Raw genomic sequence first — 16714 nt, 5'->3', positions numbered from 1 at the left:
AGCTTCAGNTCGCCCGCCCCAAGTCCCCNNAGGAGTGAGCCCCATGGCACCGCGCATCCTGCTCGCCCGACACGGCCAGACCGAGTGGTCGCTGCTCGGCAGGCACACCGGCCGCACGGACGTCCCCCTCCTCGCGGAGGGCCGGCGGGGCGCCGAACTGCTGGGGGAGCGGCTGCGCCGCGGCCCCTGGGCGGGCCTGGAGGGGTGCGAGGTCCGCACGAGCCCGCTGGTGCGGGCGCGCGAGACCTGCGACCTGGCCGGCTTCGGCGACCGGGCCGAGGAGTGGGACGTCCTCGTGGAGTGGGACTACGGCGCGTACGAGGGCCTGACCTCCGCCGAGATCCGCGCTTCCCGGCCCGGTTGGCTGGTCTGGAACGACGGCGTCCCGGAGGGCGAGACCCCGGCGCAGGTGTCGGCCCGCGCCGACGAGGTGGTGGAGTGGGCCCGTTCCGCCGACCGCGACGCGCTGCTGTTCGCCCACGGCCACTTCCTGCGCGCGGTCGCCGCGCGCTGGCTGGGCGAGGACGTCGCGTTCGGCGCCCGCGTCCACCTCGACCCGGCGAGTCTGTCGGTGCTGGGCTGGGCGCACGGCGTGCCCGCGCTCTCCCGCTGGAACGACACCGGCCACCTGGAGCCCTGAACCGCCCCTCCCCGCGGGGCCGGTCCGGTCGGCGCCGCCTACGCCCGCTTCCGACCGCGCGTCAGGGGGCGGCGGCGCGCGAGGAACGCGGCGACCCGCGGAACGGCCCGGTGGGGGTGGAGGAGGCGGGCCGTCCCGGCCAGTACCGACTCGATGCGGGTCGACCGGACGTCGCCGAGCAGCTCCAGCACCCGCCCGCCGGCCGCCGCCGCCTCCTCCGGCTCCCCGCTCCGGGCGAGGTCGGCGGCGAGCCGGGCCCGGTACAGGGCGAGGTTCCGGGCGAAGTGCGGGTCGTCGAGCGCCGCCGCGCGGCGGGCGTGGCGCACCGCGCGGGCCGGCTCGCCCAGCAGCGACCAGCACTGGGCCTCCAGGAACTCCAGTTCCGGCTCCCCGAAGAACGACATCCACTCGGGGTCCGCGTCCGAGGGTCCCCGCCCGAACCGGGTGTGCGCCCGCCCCAGCGCGTCCTCGCACGCCGCGCGGTCGCCGAGCCCCGCCCAGCCGCCCGCCTCCCGCAGGGCCAGCAGCGCCGACAACCGCGCCGACGGCAGGTGCCCGGCCGCGTGCTGCCCGGCCTGCGCGGCCCGCACCGCCTCCCGGAACCGGCCGTCGTCCCAGGCCAGGAAGGACGTGTTGGAGAACGCGTGCGCCTCCAGCCCCGGATCGCCCGCCACGCGCGCGGTGGCCAGCGCCTCCGCGTAGTGCGAGCGGGCGTCCTCCGGCCGGCCGGAGTCGTGGGCCAGCCAGCCCACCGACAGGGCCAGTTCACCGGCGCCCGAGTGGAGCCGGTCCGCCGCCGCCCGGCGGACCGCCCTCCCCGTGTCGAGCAGCGCGTACGCCGAGCGCAGCGGGACCAGCGCCCGCGTGTACAGGTCGTCGGCGCCGTGGCGGTCGTCGAGCAGCCGGATGTGCCGCACGGCCTCCTCGACCGCGGCCACCTCCGGCTCGCCGAACCGGCCGCCGGAGCGGGGCGCCGGGATCGCTCCGAGCGGGTCCCGGCCGCCGCACCGCTCCGCGGCGCGGGCCGCGGGTCCGCGGCCGAGGGAGGCGGTCGCCACGGTGGCGGTGCCGCCCGTCATGAATGCGCGACGCAGCACGTCGCCCTCCTCATCGTTCGGGAAGGGTGTGGGGGGCGCCGGCGCACCGGCCGCCGTGCGCGCCGCCCGGCCCCGTACGTGCTCCCGCGCGAGGAACCCCAGGTCGGTCAGGGACAGGCCGGGGAACATGTGCAGGAAGACCCGCTCGTAGGCGTAGTTGGGGCAGCGGATCTCCCCCGACTCGACCCGGCCCACGTAGCGGGCGTCGCACGCCACCTGCTCCCCGATCTCCCGGGCGGCCCGGCGCACCGCGGCGGCGAACTCCGCGGGGGAGCGCCGCCCCCGCAGGCGGCGGAAGGCGAGATTCGGAACTGCCCGCGACGAGGCCATGGTGAGCCCTCTCCTACGTGCTGCCGGTGCGCCGACGGAGCACGAACGTACTCGCCGCGACGGAACACTCACACACGGTTTGGTTACAAACGGGATATCTCACCCGGCATCCGCCATGAACTGCCATCCTTTGCGGCGGGATATCGCCGTAGCCGTTGACGCCTCCCGCCGTTGGACCTCGCGGAGGGACGCGCCGCGTCCCCATCCGGAACCGAGCGAGGAGGGGATCCCTTGTCCGAGGCCGTCACGGAGACCGGACCGCGCGACGAAGGCCTGCCGAGGACCACCCCGCGGCCCGCGCCCGCCCGGGACGCGGGCGCNGGCCCNNNGGCGGGGNCCGGGGNCGCCGCCGGGGCCGGGGGGGACTCCGCNCACCAGGAGTGCGACCTGGTGACGGTCCCCGCCCGGCAGGGCCTGGAGGCCGTCGACATCCTGCGCCGCGGAGCCCCGGCGGTCGGCCCGGTCCTCCACGACGGCGCCGGCGGCACCCTCGGCTTCCTCGTCCCGCCGGGCACGGCCGCCGACTGGGACGTGCCGGGCAGCGCCTGCACCCGCACGGACGGGCGCGGCCTGCGCCTGCCCGCCGACCCGGACGCCCCCCGGGACGCGGCGCCGGAACCACCGGTGCCCGGCGGCGGCTGGCTCCTCCCGCCGGCCGACGCGGACCCGGTCACCGATCCGGAGCTGCTGCGCGAGGCCCTCGGCGAGGCGGCCCGCCTCCTCAGGGCCGCCGACGACTGCGGCTGACCGCGCCGGGACCCGCTCCGCGACCGCGCCGCGCACCACCGACAATGGGAGGATGGCGAGGAGCAGACAGCGGGGCGGGCGGGCGGCGGAGACGACCGCGGAGGCCGTCGACGGCGGCCTCGCCGAGCTGGTGCCCGACCGGGAGCGGCCGCGGGCGTGGACGCTGCTCGTCGACGGGGCCCCGCAGTCCCACGTCGACCTCGACGACCCGGCGCACCTCGACTTCGCGTACCAGCGCCGCCTCGGCCACGCCGTCGACCTCGCCGCGCCGCCCGGACGCCCCCTGCGGGTCGTGCACCTCGGCGGCGGGGCGTTCACCCTCGCCCGGTACGTCGCCGCGACCCGGCCCCGCTCCACCCAGCAGGTCGTGGAGGTCGACGCGCCGCTCGTGCGGTTCGTGCGGCGGATGCTGCCGCTCGACCCCGCCGCCCGGATCCGGGTGCGCGACGGCGACGCCCGGGCCGGACTCGCCCGGCTGCCGGACGGCTGGGCGGACCTGGTGATCGCGGACGTGTTCAGCGGTGCCCGCACCCCCGCGCACCTCACCAGCACCGAGTTCCTCACCGAGGTGCGCCGCGTCCTGGGGCCCGGCGGGCAGTACGCCGCGAACCTCGCCGACGGGCCGCCGCTGGCCCACCTGCGCGGCCAGATCGCCACCGCCGCCGCCCTCTTCCCCGAACTGGCGCTCGCCGCCGACCCGGCCGTGCTGCGCGGACGCCGCTTCGGCAACGCCGTCCTGCTGGCCTCCGCCGCACCGCTGCCCGTCGCGGAGTTCACCCGCCGGGTGGCGGGCGACCCGCACCCGGGCCGGGTCGAGCACGGGCGGGCGCTGGCCGACTTCACGGGAGGCGCCGCCCCCGTGACGGACGCCTCCGCGAAGGCGTCCCCGAAGCCGCCGCCCGCCGCCTTCCGCTGACCAGAACACCTACGGAAGTCCGGCTGGAGTGGATCCGGTTCGGTGACCGCTCCTCCTCCCTGAGCCACCGGCCCTGTGGTCAGGGTGGAGCTATAGCCACCCTCGCCGCCATGGCCGGAGACGTCACGGACCCCGCCGGCCGTGCCGCGCTGGAAAGCCTCAGCTCCGCGCTGGAGCCCTACTTCGAGACGCCGGAGTACTTCCGCAGCATTCTCGGCAAGATTGCCATGGCGATGATCGACGCCGACACGGAGGAGCAGATCACCTCGCGCACCTTCGACAACATCGACGAGTTCAAGGCCGTGCTGCCCGAGGGCGTCGTCGTCACCACCCTCTGACACGCGCCGTGTGAGGGGCGGGTGCGCCGGTTCGCCGGTGCACCCGCCCCCAAGCGTCCAGAAAGGAAGACCCGGCATGACCGCTCTCCCCAAGCCGAACCTGATCATGACGAGAACCCGTACGACGGGCATGGCCTCAGGCCTCCCGGGAGCGCGGCGCATCCGGTCCTCCCGAAACGACCGGCCCTACCACTACATGATCCACAGCCCGCACTTCGCCTACCAGGAATACGCCGTTCACCTCGGCCAGTACGACCGGCTCTCCTTCTACGGGCAGACGGGCGCGGAACCCGTCACCGTGCACATGTACGACTGCCGGGCGGACTCTCCGGAGTACGACCGCAAGCTCGTCGTCGCCGTGCCGGCCGACGGGTCCTGCGTGCTGGGCATTCCTCCTGGCTACGCGCACTGGTTCGAGAACCTCGGCGACGTGACCACGCGCAACGACTACTCCCTCCACGCCCCGCGCGATCCCTCCACAGCGTGGACGCCCTTGGACGACAACGCCACCTACTCCGTCGACGTCATGAAGGAGTCACGGCCCCGGGTCATCGCCAATACGGTCGAACTGCCCACACCCGCACAGTTCCTGGTCTCCAAGGCGGTGTCCCGCAGCTGGCTCGGCGGTGCGACGGAACAAGGCGTCGTCGCCACCACCGAGATCGACGGTGAACTGCACCGCTACTTCATCGACCGGGACCTCGCGCACCAGCAGCCCGATCTGCCCCGGTCCCGGCTCGCGACGGTATCCACGGCCGTCGGCTCGTACCAGGCCATCCGCGACGACTCGTACGGCATCGGCTCCAACGTCGACAACGGCCTCGCCGACACCATGACGTACGCACTTCCCACAGACTGGCCGCGGCACTACAGCGCCCATCCCCACCTCACGCTGAAGTTGTCCCCCCTGCTGTACGACAATCCTGACGTCGAGCTGGAACTCATCGACAGACGAGCGGACTCCCCGACCTTCGGAGCCGGCCAGATCCTGCCATTCCCAGCCGATCCACGGGCAGTGGTGACCATCGAGCCGGGTGTGCTGATGCGGGCTCGTGGCAACGGGGTGCTCCACTACCGGGTCGAGTACGAGGTCCATGATGCGACCGGGCGGTTGCCAGAGCTGTTCGTTCCCGTCCCGGCGGGCCACGAGCTCCCCACGTTCGACGCTCCTGGCGCCGTTCTCTCGCACGATGTCGTCAGGGAGTTGGCCTACCAGTGACGACGAAGCCGGAGACGATGAACGGCCGCACCTCACCTCCCGCGGCGCCTCGATGGTTGGCCCTGCTGCTCACAGTCTTCACCGCCCTGGTCATCGCGCGCGCGATGAGCGAGGGCATCTACGACATCGCCTTCGCCAACCTCGCACTCGACCTGTCGGGTCTCGTGAGCACGGTCGGCCTCGTGTACTGCGTGGGCTACGGAGTGGAGGTGGTCGCGTCCATTGCGGCCGGCCCTCTCCTGGACCGGGGAAACCCCAGAACGGTCCTGGTCGTCTCCTACCTGCTCAAGATCGGCGTCTTCGTCCTCATCGGCCTGGGATCGACGTTCCTCTCGTCCCACCTGTGGGCGATCGTCGCCGCGGCAGCCGTGGTGGACCTGGTTCACCACGTCGGGGAGATGGCCCTGTTCGTGCTCCTGCCGCGCATCCTCGACCCCACGACCCTTGTGCGGGTACAAGGTGTCGCTGGAACCGTCCGCTCGGCCGCCGAACTCCTCTCACCTGTCGTGGCCGGCCTCGTGATCGTGCTGTACCCCGGTTCGAGAGCCCTGCTCGTCGCCGCGGGCCTGCATATTCTCGCGCTGGCCGTCTTCGCCGTCCTCGTCACCGTCGTGGCCAAGCGGCCGAGGCCCGTTCAGCAGGACGCACTCAGTGGGTCCGGCGGTGAGGAACCCGGCGACTCCAGGGCCTCTGCCGAGCCGGACCGACCCTCGGTCCCCCTTCCGAACCGGCGCGCCGTGGCCAGGACGATCATGGCCAGCCCAGCGTGGCGATGGTTCACCGTGCTGAACGGTGTGACCGTCCTCGCACTCTCCACGGTGATCCTCTCCTTGCTCCCACTCATGCGCGAGACGCTCGACATGTCCGCCGCGCGGGCCGGTACCTTCCTCGCCTTCTCCACCTTCGGCGCGATCGTCGGCGGCCTCGTCGTGGCCAAGGCCGGGCCCGAGGGCATCGCCGGCAGCTTGCGCTGGGCCCCTGCCCTCGCCGGCGCGGGAGCACTCACCGCCGCGTTCCTCGGCGGCAACCAGTGGATTCTCGGGATCGGGCTGATCCTGTTCGGCCTCGGGTTCACCGTCTACCTCAGGTCGGCCGGCCTCGTGGTCCAACTACGGGCCCCCTCGGCGATCTTGGGCACCTGGCACGGTCTCCTCGACGCGGTCGTCCGCATCGTCAGCGCCGCGGCGATCCTGGCGGCCGGCTTCCTGTTCGACCGATTCGGCGGAACCGCCGTGTACGCCGTCATCGGCGCTCTCCTGCTGCTCACCTCCGTGTTCTGGTCCGGCTTTGCGAAGGAGCACCAGCATTCCCTCGAAGCAACGCCGCTCCACCCGCCCGTCCAGCCGAACCCGCTCCCCCCGAACAGCCGGATCTGACGACCGACCGAAGGGAAGAGGCGTGAGCATGGGTCACGGGTCGGACAGTCGAGGAAACCGTCCGATGTCGCCCTCCTCCTGGAAGGGCTGTCCGCTGTCGGACAGGTGGTCGCGCCCGAGGGCACCCCGGTCGAGGTCTCCCGGAAGAACGAAGACAGCGAGACACCCGCCGGTGCGAGGCGATGGTTGCACCGGAGCGGATCGGTGAGCGGGCCGCGCCCCTGGTGCTCCCCGTGCCGTCGGCAAGACCTGGGTCCGCGCGTGGGTGCGCGGGACAGCCTCACGAGTTCCACGAGAATTCCTTCTCCCACCTCGGCGGGAAGCCTCGAGGGCCTGCGCGAGAGTTCGCGGACGGGCTGCCGAGGGGAAGTCGGCGCTCCGAGGGCCGGGTGGGTGGCTCGCCTTCGTGGGTCCCCCACGCCGTTTCCGGATCAAGCCGTTCCGGCGGCACCTGTTCCCCCGGGCCGTCGTCCGACGACGAACGGTTCCGGGCGCGGTGGACGGTGCCGGGGCGAACGCCCCCCGGCGGACCGCGGATTCGGGACATTGTGGGGCCGGCCCCTCCCCGCGGGGGCCCGCGCCTGCCAGGATCGGTCCGAGGGAGGGCGGACCGTGGACGTCGCAGAACGGTACAGGCGCTTCGTGGTGAGGGAGGTCCGCGGGCACTCCGCGATCTACGAGGAGACGGCGGAGCGGATCGCCGGCGACCCGGAGCTGATCGCCATGATCGAGGAACTGCCCGAGGCCAAGCGGCAGCCGAACCTGCTGCTGGCGTCCGTGCGGTTCCTGGGCGGCCCCGTCGGGGACTACCCGGCCTTTCGAGCGTGGCTCCTGGCCCACTGGGACCGCGTGCGCGCGACCGTGCTGCGGCACCGTACGCAGACGAACGAAGCCGGCCGGTGCGCCGCCCTGCTCCCGCTCCTGGCGTCCCTGCCCCAGCCCCTCGCCCTGATCGAGGTGGGCGCCTCGGCCGGTCTGTGCCTGTATCCGGACCGGTACCGCTACCGGTACGACGGGCGCCCTCCGCTCGGCCCGGACGACAGCCCCGTCTGCCTGCCCTGCCGCACGAGCGGGCCCATGCCGCTGCCCGAACGCCCGCCCTCCGTCGTCTGGCGGGCCGGCGTCGACCTGAACCCGCTCGACGTCCGCGACGCCGAGCAGGTCCGCTGGCTGGAGTGCCTGATCTGGCCGGAGCAGACCCACCGGCTCGACCGGCTGCGCGCCGCCGTCCGCGTCGTACGGGCCGAGCCCCCACACCTGGTGCGCGGCGACCTCAACGAGAAGGTGCGGGAGCTGGTCGGGCGGGCCCCCCGGGACGCCACGCCGGTGGTCTTCCACAGCGCGGTGCTGCCCTACCTGTCCGCCGGGGAGCGGGACGCCTTCGCCGACACGGTGCGGAGCCTGCCCGGGCACTGGGTTTCGAACGAGTCGCCCGGCCTCCTGCCGTCCGTGGAGGCGAGGCTCCCCCGCGCCGTGTCCGCGGACCGCGCGGTGTTCGCCCTGGCCCTGGACGAGCGGCCGGTGGCCTTCGGCGGCCCGCACGGCCAGTGGCTGGAGTGGTTCGGCTGAGGCCCCGTCACGCCGGGGCCGGGGGGAGGGCCGGCGGAGCCCTTCCCGTTCCCGGGCGAGGAGTGTTCCCCGCCCTGCCCGGAGCCGGCGAGCGGGGCGGGGGNGCCCGCCCGGANCGCCNCCCCNNNTTCCTCGCCCCCTGGCGTCGGGGAACGAGAAAGAGCCGGCCAGAGCCACGAGGCGCCGCGTCCGCCTTCGAGCCGGCGGGCCCGGTAGGTCACCGCCCCGCCCTTCTTTCGGCGCTTCCTGATGCTCGCCGCGGCAGGACGATATGGCCGCTGGCTCGACATGCGTGGCCACGGTGTGGCCACGAACGCATACGAGATCAGCCCCTGGCCTGTTTCCGCAGGTCAGGGGCTGATCTATCAGGGTGAGTGACGGGACTCGAACCCGCGGCATCCTGGACCACAACCAGGTGCTCTACCAGCTGAGCTACACCCACCGCGACCGGTCGCTCTCCGACCGGCCGAGAAAAAGTGTACAGGGTCCGGGAGGGTGCTCGCGCACCCGTTTCCGCGGGGGCCGTCCGCCGGGGCCCGGCGCCGTCCGGCGCCGCCTATCCGGCGGGCTCGGCGGGCAGGACGTGGCGGGCCGCGATGGCCTTCGCCGTGTCCGAGTCGGGGCCGGGCTGCGGGACGAAGATCGCCTCGCGGTAGTACCGCAGCTCCGCGATGGACTCGCGGATGTCGGAGAGCGCCCGGTGGCTGCCGTTCTTCTCCGGGCTGTTGTAGTACGCCCTCGGGTACCAGCGGCGCGCCAGCTCCTTGACGGAGGAGACGTCGACGATCCGGTAGTGGAGGTACTTCTCCAGCGTGGGCATGTCCCGCGCGAGGAAGCCGCGGTCGGTGCCGACGGAGTTGCCGCACAGCGGCGCCCTGCCGGGCTCCTTGACGTGCTCGCGGATGTACGCCATGACCCGCGCCTCCGCGTCCGCGAGGGTGGTGCCGCCCGCGAGCTCGTCGAGGAGCCCGGAAGCGGTGTGCATCTCGCGCACCACGTCCGGCATCGTCTCCAGCGCCCCGTCCGGCGGGCGGACGACGATGTCCACGCCCTCGCCGAGCACGTTCAGTTCCGAGTCGGTGACCAGCGCGGCCACCTCGATGAGTGCGTCGTCCGCCAGCGAGAGCCCGGTCATCTCGCAGTCGATCCACACCATGCGGTCGTTCATGCGTCCACCTTAAAGGGGCCGCCGGGCGGCGGGACGTCCTCGCGTCCCCCACCGGCGGCCCCTCGGGGCGTGCCGTGCCGTGCGGCTACGGTGCGCTGCGCTGGCCCGGCAGCGAGGCCCGGCCGGACGCCAGCGCCTCCACGTGCTGCCTGCCCGGCTCGCCGCCGCCCACGCCCGCCGCGGTGCGCCGCAGGGCGGGGCCGGGCCCGCCGCCGCTCTGCGACGGCANGGCCGGCTCGGCGGCCGGCGCCGCCCCGTCGCCCTGCGGGCGGCGCGCCCGGTAGGCGGCCCGGTACGCGGCCGGGGACGAGCCCAGCTGGCGCCGGAAGTGGCCGCGCAGCGCCACGGGCGAGCGGAAGCCGCAGCGCCCGGCGACCTCGTCGACCGAGTAGTCGGAGGTCTCCAGCAGCCGCTGCGCCTGGAGCACCCGCTGGGTGATCAGCCACTGGAGCGGCGCGCTGCCGGTGAGCGAGCGGAACCTCCGGTCGAAGGTCCGCCGGCTCATGTAGGCCCGGGCGGCGAGCGTCTCCACGTCGAACTGCTCGTGGAGGTGCTCCAGCGCCCACGCCACCACCTCGGCCAGCGGGTCGGCGCCGATCTCCTCGGGGAGGGACCGGTCCAGGTACCGCTCCTGCCCGCCGCTGCGGCGCGGCGGCACGACGAGGCGCCGGGCGAGCGCGCCGGCCGCCTCCGTGCCGTGGTCGGTCCGCACGATGTGCAGGCACAGGTCGATGCCGGCCGCCGTCCCCGCGGACGTCAGCACGTCGCCGTCGTCGACGAACAGCTCCCGCGGGTCCACGTGGACCGACGGGTAGCGCTTGGCGAGCGTCGGCGCGTACATCCAGTGCGTGGTGGCGGGCCGTCCGTCCAGTAAGCCGGCGGCCAGCACGAAGGCACCGGTGCACAGGCCGACGATCCTGGCGCCCTCCTCGTGCGCGCGGCGCAGCGCGTCGAGCGCCTCGGCCGGCGGCGGCGAGGTGATCGACCGCCACGCCGGTACGACGACGGTGCCGGCCCTGCTGATCGCCTCCAGGCCGTACGGTGCGGAGAGTTCGAGTCCCCCGGTCGTGCGCAGTGGCCCTTCCTCGCCCGCGCAGACCAGCAGCCTGTAGCGCGGAACTCCGGCGTCCTGGCGGTCAACCCCGAACACCGAAAGTGGGATGGAACTCTCGAAGATGGGGCCGCCACTGAACAGCATGACGGCGACGACCTCGCGACGGCGGCGTCCGGACAGTCTGCGTCCGGTCTCCGGTGCGGCGGAGTCCTGGCTCATGACGCTAAGCCCCCCTCGGTGTTCGCGTCTCCTAGGTCCTGTCGCTCCTGCACGTTTCCCCTCGGTTTTGCACGAGACCCCGTTCTTCGATAGTCATGATCGAATCTACTGGGTCCCGAAGCACCGGAGTGACAAGTTCCGCATCCGGTGCTATGTCGACAAGGCAACTTGGCGCGAAGCATTCGATCACGAAGCGTGGCACCTCGGGACCCCGCAGGGAAGGGCGTTACGCGCTCATGGCCCATCCGCGTAGGGTGCGCGAGACCCCTGCGGCCCTTATCCCGCAGGTGGCAAGGGGGGCCGCAGGCCATTCCGGCATGGATGGACGGGTTCGCCGAAGTTGGCTGAAAACATATGGGCCCGCGTGTGCGAATCAGTCCGTTCGGTAAGTCGACCGACACCCCCACCCGCCGTACGCGGCCCGCGCGGCGCCCCCGCCGGACGCCCGCCGGGCGCCGGCCGGCNCCCACGGCGCCTACCCGCGGCCCGGCCCCGCACGCCTCCCGCGGCGGAGGGGGGCCGGGCCGCGCGGCGGGTCCGGTGCGAGGCGCTGCTCGGGGAGGGCGCGGAGGGGTGCCTCGCCCGGCCGGGTGCGTCTCGGGGGNGGNGTCTNNCGGGAGCGTGNGNNNNGTGTATAAGGNNCNNGGCGCCGTTCCGCGGGTCGCCGCGGGAGTCCTCCGGGCGGCCCCGGAGGCGTCGCGGCCGCCGGCCGGCGTCGCGCCCGGGCGGCGGCTCGGGCATGCTCCCCGGAGCCCGCGGGGCGACGGCTCTGGGCACGGGAGGACAGGCGCCGTACCCTGGGGGCGTGGGGCCGGGAAGAGGGCTTCCCGGACGCGGCTTTGCCGTCGGACGCCCCTCGAACCTTCCTACGAGATCCTCTTCGCCGAGACACCCATGGCCGGTCACGAACTCCCCGAACCAGCCGATCGCAGGCGGGTCGCCGATTCCGCGGCGGACCCCCTGGCGGCCGACGTGCCCCGCGCGTGCGATCCGGCGTTCCGGCACGGCGTCGTCGTCGGCTTCGACGGTTCGACCTCCAGCGAGCGGGCGCTCGCGTACGCGGTCGGCATGGCGCGCCGGTCCGGGTCCGGCCTGATCATCGTGCACGTCGCCAACCGGCTCCCCACGACCGTGTGGGCCGGCTGCGAGCCGCCGGTCTTCGTCGACGTGCCCGACCACCGCACCGAACTCCTGGGGCTGGAGCTGGCCTGCGCCGACCACCTGGCCGAGGTGCCCTGGATCCTGGTCGAGCGCGGCGGCGACATCTGTCACGAGCTGGAGGAGGTCGGCCGCGAGTACTCCGCCGACGCCATCGTGGTCGGCTCCACCCAGGGCCTCGCGGGGCGCGTCTTCGGCTCCGTCGCCGGCCGGCTCGCGCGCCGGGCGCAGCGCCCGGTCGTCGTCATCCCGTAGCGCACCCTAAATAGTTCACGAATAAATCAAGCCATCGGGCAGGGCGTTCCGTGCGCTGGTGAAGCGTTCGGCTGCGGCAGCGGGGCCGATCGGGCGGCGAGCCCGCGGGGCGGGGCGGCGGTACGGAGGGCCCCNGGCGNGGCGCCGGCCCGCCTCCGCACCGGACGGCCGCCACCGTGACCCCCGGGCGGTGCCGTGCCGGGCGGGGGCCGGCGGCCGGGCTCCGCGCCCGTACCCGGTCGCGGCGTCCCGGGAACCGCCCGGCGCGCCGCACCTACCACCCCGGTCGTACGGTGACGGCTCGTCAACCGACTCCAGGGGTAGGGGGCGTAGGCCCACGGATGGACCGGGTTCCGGACCGGAGGGTGACGTACGGGGCCCCGGCGCCGGTCTAGCGTCCTTCCCATGAAGTCGCCACGCACCCTGCGCACCGCCGCCGCAGCGGCCCTCGTCATCGCCCTCGCCACCGCCGCCCCCGCGGTCGCACAGACCCCGTCCGCCACCGCCGTCCCCGCCGACGTACGGGTCCCCGCCGCCGCGCCGGTGATCGGATCCGCCTCGTCCACCACCGTCGCACCGCCGGCCGCGCAGGCCCCCTCCACCGCCACCACCGCCGACCGGGCCGCCGGGCAGTCCGTCCGGGGGATGGTGCTGCCCCGGCCCACCGGGGCCTTCCCGGTCGGCCGGGACACCCTCCACCTCGTGGACCGGTCGCGCGCCGACCTGTGGGTGCCCGAGCGGCCCCGCGAGCTGATGGTCGACCTGTACTACCCCGCCCGGTCCGCCGCCGGCACCGCCGCCCCGTACACGCACCCGCGCGAGGTGGGCCCGCTGCTGGAGGCCTTCGGCGTCACCGACCCCGCGACCGCCGCCAAGCTGGCCGCCACCCGCACCCACAGCGTCCCCGGGGCCCGCCCGGAGCGCGGCCGTCATCCGCTGGTCGTGCTCTCGCCCGGCTTCGGCGCGCCCCGGTACACGCTGACCACCCTCGCCGAGGACCTCGGCAGCCGCGGGTACGTCGTCGCCCTCGTGGACCACGCCCACGAGTCGTTCGGCACGGCCTTCCCCGGCGGCCGGGTGCTCACCTGCGCGGCCTGCGAGAAGGCCGAGACGATGGAGGACATGCGGAAGGCCACCGTGCAGCGCGGCCAGGACATCTCGTTCCTGCTGGACCGGCTGACCGGGCCGCGCCCCGCCTGGCGGCACGCCGGGCTCGTCGACCGCAAGCGGATCGGCGTGTCGGGCCACTCCATCGGCGGCGCCGCGGCGGCCTCCGTCATGGCGCAGGACCCGCGGGTGCGGGCCGGGGTCAACATGGACGGCACGTTCGGCGATCCCGTACCGGCCGGCGGGCTCGGCGGGCGGCCGTTCCTGATGCTCGGCACCCACACGGACGCGCACCTGCCCGGCGGCGAGGACCCCACCTGGAACGAGGCCTGGCGGAACCTCGACGGCTGGAAGCGCTGGATCAGCGTGGCGGGCACCGACCACCTGACGTTCTCCGACGCGCCGCTCCTCTTCGACCAGCTCGGCATCCCGAACCCCTCGCCGACCCCGCCGACGATCCGGCCCGAGCGGGCGGTGGAGCTGGTCCGCACCTACACGGCGGCGTTCTTCGACCTCCACCTGCGCGGACTGCCGCAGCCGCGGCTCGACGGGCCCACGGCGGCCGACCCGGAGGTGCACTTCAACGCCCCGGCCGACTGAACCGGCCGATCGGGCCGGGTAGGTGAACCGGCCGGCCGGGTCGGCCGATCGGGTCGAGCGGCCGGCCGGGGGTGCGGACCCCGCCGTTCCGTCCCCGCCGAACGCCCTGGCGGGGGCGGGGTGCCCCGGTCGGCCCGCAGGCCGGCCGGGGTGCGGTGGGCGACCGAAAGGCGGCGGCCCGGGGGTNNGCACTTGTCCGGGGCGGGTGCCGCTGACAGTCTTCGTGCGCGCTCTGCGGCGGGCGGGGCACGGGCCGGGACCCGGCCGGCTCCCCTCCGTCGGTCCTGTCCGAGTGACCACCACGAGGAGTGCCCCACCATGCTGCGAACGACCCTGCCGCGCACGCTGCTCGCCGCCGCGGCCACCGCCGTCCTCGCCGTCGCCGCGGTCGCCCCGGCCGCCGCCGTGAACCCCGCGTCCGCCCCGGGTCCGGAGGCCACCGTCGCGGCCACGATCGCGGAACCGGGCCCCGGGGCCACCGTGGCCGCGCCGGGACCGGAGGCCACCGTCGCGAGTGCGGCCGTGGAGCCCGCTCCCGGGGCCACCGTGGCCGCCACCGTCACGGCCCCGCGCCCCGGGGCCACCGTGGCCGCCACCGTCACGGCCCCGCGCCCTGGGGCCACCATCGTGGAGGCGCCCGCCGCCGCGCCCGTCGCCGAGGGCGCCGCCTCGGCGTTCTGGGCCTGCACCGTGCCGTCCGGCTACACGTACACCGAGGTCCGCAACTCGTACACCTGTTCCGGCGGTGCCAGCTTCACGACCACCGAGTTCTACGTCCAGCCGCCCGCCGAGGGCATGTGGGCCTGCACCACCATGCCGGGGTACACCCACACCGCGGTGCAGAACACCCACGCGTGCTCCGGTGCGAGCTACTACACCAAGACCTCGTTCCTGCTCTACAAGCCCGTGACCGGGATGTGGGCCTGCTCCGTGCCGTCCGGATTCACCTACACGGCCACCCAGGACTCCTACGCCTGCTCCGGCGCGAGCTACACCAAGACCTCGTTCCTCCTGCGCGCCCTGTAGGACGCGGCCGGGGGCCGGCCGCTCGCGGTGAGCGGCNGNNCCCCGGGCCGGAAAGGAGCGGCCGGGCCTACTCGACCGTGACGGACTTGGCGAGGTTGCGCGGCTTGTCGATGTCGCGGCCCATCGCCAGGGCCGTGTGGTACGCGAACAGCTGGAGCGGGATGCCCATGAGGATCGGGTCCAGCTCGTCCTCGTTCTTCGGCACGACGATCGTGTGGTCGGCCTTCTCCTGCTCCTGGTGGGCCACGGCGAGGATGCGGCCGCTGCGGGCCTTGATCTCCTCCAGCGCGGCGCGGTTCTTCTCCAGCAGGGCGTCGTCCGGGACGATCGCGACGGTCGGCAGCGCCGGCTCGATCAGCGCGAGCGGGCCGTGCTTCAGCTCGGACGCCGGGTACGCCTCGGCGTGGATGTACGAGATCTCCTTGAGCTTCAGGGAGGCCTCCAGGGCCACCGGGTAGCCGCGCACCCGGCCGATGAACATCATCGACTGGGCGCCCGCGTACTCGGCGGCCAGCTCCTTGATCTCGTCCTCCAGCTTGAGGATCTCGCTGATCTGCTCCGGCAGCCTGCGCAGGCCCTCGATGATCCGCCTGCCGTCCGTGACGGACAGGTCGCGGATGCGGCCGAGGTGCAGGGCGAGCAGCGCGAAGGCGACCACGGTGTTGGTGAAGCACTTGGTGGAGACCACGCAGACCTCCGGCCCGGCGTGGACGTACACGCCGCCGTCGGCCTCGCGGGCGATGGCCGAGCCGACGACGTTGACGACGCCGAGGACGCGGGCGCCCTTGCGCTTCAGCTCCTGGACGGCGGCGAGCACGTCGTAGGTCTCGCCGGACTGCGAGACGGCGATGTACAGCGTGTCGGGGTCGACGACCGGGTTGCGGTAGCGGAACTCCGAGGCGGGCTCGGCGTCGGCGGGGATGCGCGCCATGCCCTCGATGAGGCTCGCGCCGATCATGCCGGCGTGGTACGAGGTGCCGCAGCCGAGGATCTTGATGCGGCGGATCGTGCGGGCCTCGCGGGCGTCCAGGTTCAGCCCGCCCAGGTGCACGGTGGAGAACCGGTCGTCGATCCGGCCGCGCAGCACGCGGTCCACCGCGTCGGGCTGCTCGGAGATCTCCTTGTGCATGTACGTGTCGTGGCCGCCCATGTCGTACGAGGCGGCCTCCCACTCCACGGTCTCCGGGGTGGCGGTGGTCCGCGTGCCGGTCGTGGTGTACGTGCGGAAGTCGTCGGCCTTCAGCGTGGCCATCTCGCCGTCGTCGAGGGTGACGACCTGGCGGGTGTGGGCGACCAGGGCGGCGACGTCGGAGGCGACGAACATCTCCTTCTCGCCGATGCCGAGGACGACCGGGGAGCCGTTGCGGGCGACCACGATGCGGTCGTTGAAGTCGGCGTGCAGCACGGCGATGCCGTAGGTGCCCTCGACGACCTTCAGCGCCTCGCGGACCTTCTCCTCCAGCGTGGTGGCCTGCGAGCGGGCGATCAGGTGGGTGAGGACCTCGGTGTCGGTCTCCGACGCGAAGACCACGCCGTCCGCCTCCAGCTTGGCGCGCAGCTCGGAGGCGTTGTCGACGATGCCGTTGTGGACGACCGCGACCTTGTTCTCGGGGTCCATGTGCGGGTGTGCGTTGTGGTCGCTCGGCGCGCCGTGGGTGGCCCAGCGGGTGTGGGCGATGCCGGTGGTCCCGGCGAAGCGCTTGGGGATGCGCGCCTCCAGGTCCCGGACGCGGCCCTTGGCCTTGACCATCTTCAGGCCCGAGGACTTCGGGCCGGTGATCACGACGCCCGCGGAGTCGTACCCGCGGTACTCAAGCCGCTGCAGGCCCTCCAGCAGCAGCGGGGCGACGTCACGCTTGCCGATGTAACCGACGATTCCGCACATAGAGTTGGTG

At 74.0% G+C, this 16714-nt stretch carries 14 protein-coding genes, 1 tRNA gene and 1 pseudogene; 10 read left to right on the top strand and 6 right to left on the bottom strand.

Translation table 11 applies throughout. The annotated features are described in order from the left end of the window. The first annotated feature begins 43 nt into the window (after window positions 1-43). Complete coding sequence (locus MW084_RS09925) at window positions 44-640, top strand: histidine phosphatase family protein (RefSeq protein ID WP_010470604.1); 597 nt, start codon at window positions 44-46, stop codon at window positions 638-640. A 38-nt stretch (window positions 641-678) separates the two neighbouring features. On the opposite strand, the gene MW084_RS09920 is transcribed toward MW084_RS09925, so the two are convergent. Next, window positions 679-2067 (bottom strand): NsdA family TPR-like regulatory protein, encoded by a 1389-nt coding sequence (locus tag MW084_RS09920; RefSeq protein ID WP_010470603.1) that lies wholly within the window; start codon window positions 2065-2067, stop codon window positions 679-681. A gap of 372 nt (window positions 2068-2439) precedes the next feature. Between MW084_RS09920 and MW084_RS09915 the strand changes: the two genes are divergently transcribed. The 6 genes from MW084_RS09915 to MW084_RS09890 form a co-directional block, all read left to right on the top strand. Then, window positions 2440-2814 (top strand): hypothetical protein (locus tag MW084_RS09915; RefSeq protein ID WP_275563550.1); only part of this gene is annotated, 375 nt, incomplete at its 5' end. Window positions 2815-2866: 52 nt separating this feature from the next. After that, window positions 2867-3730: a spermidine synthase gene (locus tag MW084_RS09910; protein WP_010470601.1), complete on the top strand. Its 864-nt coding sequence runs from the start codon at window positions 2867-2869 to the stop codon at window positions 3728-3730. Between the two features lie 110 nt (window positions 3731-3840). Then, window positions 3841-4068: a hypothetical protein gene (locus MW084_RS09905; protein WP_010470600.1), complete on the top strand. Its 228-nt coding sequence runs from the start codon at window positions 3841-3843 to the stop codon at window positions 4066-4068. Between the two features lie 130 nt (window positions 4069-4198). Then, the gene (locus MW084_RS09900; RefSeq protein ID WP_275563549.1) at window positions 4199-5287 is read left to right on the top strand and encodes a hypothetical protein; all 1089 of its coding nucleotides are present in this window, start codon (window positions 4199-4201) and stop codon (window positions 5285-5287) included. Beyond that, a complete protein-coding gene (locus MW084_RS09895) occupies window positions 5284-6663 on the top strand; it encodes an MFS transporter (RefSeq protein WP_010470598.1) in 1380 nt (459 codons plus the stop codon). Before MW084_RS09900 ends, MW084_RS09895 begins: the two co-directional genes overlap by 4 nt. 612 nt (window positions 6664-7275) lie before the next feature. Beyond that, window positions 7276-8232 (top strand): DUF2332 domain-containing protein, encoded by a 957-nt coding sequence (locus MW084_RS09890; RefSeq protein WP_010470597.1) that lies wholly within the window; start codon window positions 7276-7278, stop codon window positions 8230-8232. Window positions 8233-8601: 369 nt separating this feature from the next. Here MW084_RS09890 and MW084_RS09885 read toward each other — a convergent pair. From MW084_RS09885 to MW084_RS09875, 4 genes and pseudogenes are all read right to left on the bottom strand, one after another. Continuing rightward, a tRNA-His gene (locus MW084_RS09885) sits at window positions 8602-8674 on the bottom strand. 114 nt (window positions 8675-8788) lie between these two features. After that, window positions 8789-9400, bottom strand: a complete 612-nt coding sequence (gene orn / locus MW084_RS09880) for an oligoribonuclease (protein WP_010470595.1) — start codon at window positions 9398-9400, stop codon at window positions 8789-8791. A gap of 85 nt (window positions 9401-9485) precedes the next feature. After that, window positions 9486-9628: pseudogene (locus MW084_RS24555) on the bottom strand (AraC family transcriptional regulator); the annotation flags it as partial. Window position 9629: 1 nt separating this feature from the next. Beyond that, window positions 9630-10673 (bottom strand): helix-turn-helix domain-containing protein (locus MW084_RS09875; protein ID WP_275563548.1); only part of this gene is annotated, 1044 nt, incomplete at its 3' end. 894 nt (window positions 10674-11567) lie between these two features. On the opposite strand from MW084_RS09875, the gene MW084_RS09870 reads away from it, so the two are divergent. From MW084_RS09870 to MW084_RS09860, 3 genes are all read left to right on the top strand, one after another. After that, on the top strand, window positions 11568-12086 hold the full coding sequence (locus MW084_RS09870; protein ID WP_010470593.1) for a universal stress protein: 519 nt from the start codon (window positions 11568-11570) through the stop codon (window positions 12084-12086). 405 nt (window positions 12087-12491) lie between these two features. After that, window positions 12492-13793 (top strand): alpha/beta hydrolase family protein, encoded by a 1302-nt coding sequence (locus MW084_RS09865; protein WP_010470592.1) that lies wholly within the window; start codon window positions 12492-12494, stop codon window positions 13791-13793. A 318-nt stretch (window positions 13794-14111) separates the two neighbouring features. Then, window positions 14112-14819 carry a hypothetical protein gene (locus tag MW084_RS09860; protein ID WP_010470591.1) on the top strand — a complete coding sequence of 236 codons (708 nt, stop codon included), beginning with the start codon at window positions 14112-14114 and terminating at the stop codon, window positions 14817-14819. A gap of 67 nt (window positions 14820-14886) precedes the next feature. Here the strand turns inward: MW084_RS09860 and glmS are convergent, their stop codons facing one another. Further along, the gene (gene glmS / locus MW084_RS09855; RefSeq protein WP_010472111.1) at window positions 14887-16704 is read right to left on the bottom strand and encodes a glutamine--fructose-6-phosphate transaminase (isomerizing); all 1818 of its coding nucleotides are present in this window, start codon (window positions 16702-16704) and stop codon (window positions 14887-14889) included. Between the last annotated feature and the right edge of the window lie 10 nt (window positions 16705-16714).

Source organism: Streptomyces sudanensis (assembly GCF_023614315.1).
GTDB classification, from domain to species: Bacteria; Actinomycetota; Actinomycetes; order Streptomycetales; family Streptomycetaceae; genus Streptomyces; species Streptomyces sudanensis.
The sequence above is the reverse complement of the archived record's forward strand: the minus strand, read 5'-3'. Positions and strand labels throughout refer to the sequence as shown.

Bases quoted from the DNA above. Each gene is read 5' to 3' on its own strand.
- MW084_RS09905 (WP_010470600.1), top strand. From the start codon at position 3,841: ATGGCCGGAGACGTCACGGACCCCGCCGGCCGTGCCGCGCTGGAAAGC.
- glmS (WP_010472111.1), bottom strand. From the start codon at position 16,704: ATGTGCGGAATCGTCGGTTACATCGGCAAGCGTGACGTCGCCCCGCTG.
- MW084_RS09860 (WP_010470591.1), top strand. From the start codon at position 14,112: ATGCTGCGAACGACCCTGCCGCGCACGCTGCTCGCCGCCGCGGCCACC.
- MW084_RS09900 (WP_275563549.1), top strand. From the start codon at position 4,199: ATGGCCTCAGGCCTCCCGGGAGCGCGGCGCATCCGGTCCTCCCGAAAC.
- MW084_RS09925 (WP_010470604.1), top strand. From the start codon at position 44: ATGGCACCGCGCATCCTGCTCGCCCGACACGGCCAGACCGAGTGGTCG.
- MW084_RS09870 (WP_010470593.1), top strand. From the start codon at position 11,568: ATGGCCGGTCACGAACTCCCCGAACCAGCCGATCGCAGGCGGGTCGCC.
- MW084_RS09910 (WP_010470601.1), top strand. From the start codon at position 2,867: ATGGCGAGGAGCAGACAGCGGGGCGGGCGGGCGGCGGAGACGACCGCG.
- MW084_RS09920 (WP_010470603.1), bottom strand. From the start codon at position 2,067: ATGGCCTCGTCGCGGGCAGTTCCGAATCTCGCCTTCCGCCGCCTGCGG.
- orn (WP_010470595.1), bottom strand. From the start codon at position 9,400: ATGAACGACCGCATGGTGTGGATCGACTGCGAGATGACCGGGCTCTCG.
- MW084_RS09865 (WP_010470592.1), top strand. From the start codon at position 12,492: ATGAAGTCGCCACGCACCCTGCGCACCGCCGCCGCAGCGGCCCTCGTC.